The following is a 3,708-nucleotide window of genomic DNA, read 5'->3' on the forward strand; positions in this document are numbered from 1 at the left end:
TCGGGGTGGCGCTGCGTGTTTTGGTGTTTGATTTGGCGGCGGGCGTCCGCCGGGTGGTGGTTCATTTACGTGTGGGGGGGGTCCACCCCCCGCCCGCCCCCACGTCGAAAAAGTGATGGCCTCTGGGCCTCCGAAACGGAGCCAGGGTCGTTCCCGAAAATCCCAACTAGCTACGAGCGGGGAAGATTTCCGTGGCACAGGACGTGCTCACCGACCTCAACAAGGTCCGCAACATCGGCATCATGGCCCACATCGATGCCGGCAAGACCACGACAACCGAACGCATCCTCTTCTACACCGGTATCACCTACAAGATCGGTGAGGTTCACGACGGCGCCGCCACGATGGACTGGATGGCCCAGGAGCAGGAGCGCGGCATCACGATCACGTCGGCCGCGACGACCTGCTTCTGGAAAGACAACCAGATCAACATCATCGACACGCCGGGCCACGTCGACTTCACGGTCGAGGTGGAGCGATCGCTGCGCGTGCTCGACGGTGCGGTCGCCGTTTTCGACGGCAAAGAGGGCGTTGAGCCGCAGTCCGAGCAGGTCTGGCGGCAGGCCGACAAGTACGACGTCCCGCGCATCTGCTTCGTCAACAAGATGGACAAGCTGGGCGCCGACTTCTACTTCACGGTGCAGACCATCAAGGACCGCCTCGGTGCCAAGCCGCTGGTCATCCAGCTGCCGATCGGCGCGGAGAGCGACTTCGAGGGCATCGTCGACCTGGTCGAGATGAACGCCAAGGTCTGGAAGGGCGAGACCAAGCTCGGCGAGTCCTACGAGACCGTCGAGATCCCGGCGGATCTGGCCGAGAAGGCCGAGCAGTACCGCCAGGAGCTGCTCGAGACCGTCGCGGAGTCCGACGAGGCGCTGCTGGAGAAGTTCTTCGGCGGTGAGGAGCTCTCGATCGAGGAGATCAAGGGCGCGATCCGCAAGCTGACCGTCAACTCCGAGGTCTACCCGGTGCTGTGCGGTTCGGCGTTCAAGAACAAGGGCGTGCAGCCCATGCTCGATGCCGTCATCGACTACCTGCCGACGCCGCTGGACGACGGTGGCACCGACGGTCACGTCCCGAACAAAGAGGACGAGATCATCCACCGCAACCCCAGCACCGAGGAGCCCTTCGCGGCGCTGGCGTTCAAGGTCGCGACGCACCCGTTCTTCGGCAAGCTGACCTACGTGCGCGTGTACTCGGGCAAGGTCGCCTCCGGTGCCCAGGTCATCAACTCGACCAAGGGCAAGAAGGAGCGTCTGGGCAAGCTGTTCCAGATGCACTCCAACAAGGAGCAGCCGATCGATGAGGCCCAGGCGGGCCACATCTACGCGGTCATCGGCCTGAAGGACACCACCACCGGTGACACCCTGTGCGACCCGCAGAACCAGGTCGTGCTGGAGTCGATGACCTTCCCGGATCCGGTCATCGAGGTCGCCATCGAGCCGAAGACCAAGGCCGACCAGGAGAAGCTGGGCACCGCCATCCAGAAGTTCGCGGAGGAGGACCCGACCTTCAACGTGAAGCTGGATGCCGAGACCGGCCAGACCGTCATCGGCGGCATGGGCGAGCTGCAGCTCGACATCTACGTCGACCGCATGAAGCGCGAGTTCAAGGTCGAGGCCAACATCGGTAAGCCGCAGGTGGCCTACCGCGAGACCATCACCAAGGTCGTCGAGAAGCACGAGTACACCCACAAGAAGCAGACGGGTGGCTCCGGCCAGTTCGCGCGCGTGATCATCGCCCTGGCGCCGTTCACCGGCGAGGACGGCGCGACGTACGAGTTCGAGAACAAGGTCACCGGTGGCCGCGTGCCGCGCGAGTACATCCCCTCGGTGGACGCCGGCATCCAGGACGCCATGCAGTACGGTGTGCTCGCTGGCTACCCGCTGGTCAACCTCAAGGCCACGCTGCTCGACGGCGCGTACCACGAGGTCGACTCGTCGGAAATGGCGTTCAAGATCGCGGGTGCGCAGGCCCTGAAGGAAGCGGCCCGCAAGGCCGGTCCGGTGATCCTCGAGCCGCTCATGGCCGTCGAGGTCACCACGCCCGAGGAATACATGGGCGACGTGATCGGCGACCTGAATTCCCGCCGTGGTCAGATCCAGGCCATGGAGGAACGCAGTGGTGCCCGTGTCGTCAAGGCGCTGGTTCCGCTCTCGGAGATGTTCGGCTACATCGGTGATCTGCGGTCGAAGACCCAGGGCCGGGCGAACTTCTCCATGGTGTTCGATTCGTACGCGGAGGTTCCGGCCAACGTGTCGAAGGAGATCATCGCCAAGGCGACCGGCGAATAGTCGGTCACGCACGACCCAATCCCCGTGTATGCGGGGGTGACCCTTACCAACCGCACTGCTGCATAGCAAGCACCAACAAGTCCAGGAGGACATCAAGTGGCGAAGGCGAAGTTCGAGCGGACGAAGCCCCACGTCAACATCGGCACCATCGGTCACGTCGACCACGGCAAGACCACGCTGACGGCGGCTATCACCAAGGTTCTGCACGACAAGTACCCGGACCTGAACCAGAGCTTTGCGTTCGACCAGATCGACAAGGCTCCGGAGGAGAAGGCTCGTGGTATCACGATCAACATCTCCCACGTCGAGTACCAGACCGAGAAGCGTCACTACGCGCACGTCGACGCCCCCGGTCACGCCGACTACATCAAGAACATGATCACCGGTGCGGCCCAGATGGACGGCGCCATCCTCGTGGTCGCCGCCACCGACGGCCCGATGCCGCAGACCCGTGAGCACGTGCTGCTCGCCCGTCAGGTCGGCGTGCCCTACATCCTGGTCGCGCTGAACAAGTCGGACATGGTCGACGACGAGGAGATCCTCGAGCTCGTCGAGATGGAGGTCCGCGAGCTGCTGGCCTCGCAGGAGTTCGACGAGGAGGCCCCGGTCATCCGCGTCTCCGGCCTGAAGGCGCTCGAGGGCGACGAGAAGTGGTCGGAGTCCATCGTCGAGCTGATGAACGCCGTCGACGAGTCGATCCCGGACCCGGTCCGCGAGACCGACAAGCCGTTCCTGATGCCGATCGAGGACGTCTTCACGATCACCGGTCGTGGCACCGTCGTCACCGGTCGTGTCGAGCGTGGTCAGGTCAAGCTGAACGAGGAAGTCGAGATCGTCGGCATCCGTCCGGAGAAGACCAAGACCACCATCACCGGCATCGAGATGTTCCGCAAGCTGCTGGACTCGGCCGAGGCCGGCGACAACGCGGGTCTGCTGATCCGTGGCATCAAGCGCGAGGACGTGGAGCGCGGCCAGGTCGTCATCAAGCCGGGCACCACCACCCCGCACACCGAGTTCGAGGGTCAGGCCTACATCCTGGCCAAGGACGAGGGCGGCCGCCACACGCCGTTCTTCAACAACTACCGTCCGCAGTTCTACTTCCGCACCACCGACGTGACCGGTGTCGTCACCCTCCCCGAGGGCACCGAGATGGTCATGCCGGGCGACAACACGGAGATGAGCGTCAAGCTGATCCAGCCGATCGCCATGGAAGAGGGCCTGCGCTTCGCGATCCGCGAGGGTGGCCGCACCGTCGGCGCCGGTCGCGTCACGAAGATCATCAAGTAGGACAAGTTCTTACTGAAAAGGGGCCGTACCCAAGGGGGAACGGCCATTTAGGGTCTTATGGGGGGGTTTTAGTGGCCGCATTTTGTACGGGGTGTAAAAGGGGGGGCGCGTTGACGGGACCGGGGGG

General features: G+C 64.0%; 2 protein-coding genes. Both read left to right on the top strand.

What is annotated here, in order from left to right; translation table 11 throughout:
• The first annotated feature begins 191 nt into the window (after positions 1-191).
• Positions 192-2,294, top strand: a complete 2,103-nt coding sequence (gene fusA / locus QH290_RS10520) for an elongation factor G (RefSeq protein WP_280267687.1) — start codon at positions 192-194, stop codon at positions 2,292-2,294.
• Between the two features lie 96 nt (positions 2,295-2,390).
• On the top strand, positions 2,391-3,581 hold the full coding sequence (gene tuf / locus QH290_RS10525; RefSeq protein ID WP_280267686.1) for an elongation factor Tu: 1,191 nt from the start codon (positions 2,391-2,393) through the stop codon (positions 3,579-3,581).
• Positions 3,582-3,708 lie beyond the last annotated feature (127 nt).

It is taken from the genome of Nocardia wallacei (genome assembly GCF_029869545.1).
Taxonomy (GTDB): Bacteria; Actinomycetota; Actinomycetes; order Mycobacteriales; family Mycobacteriaceae; genus Nocardia; species Nocardia wallacei_A.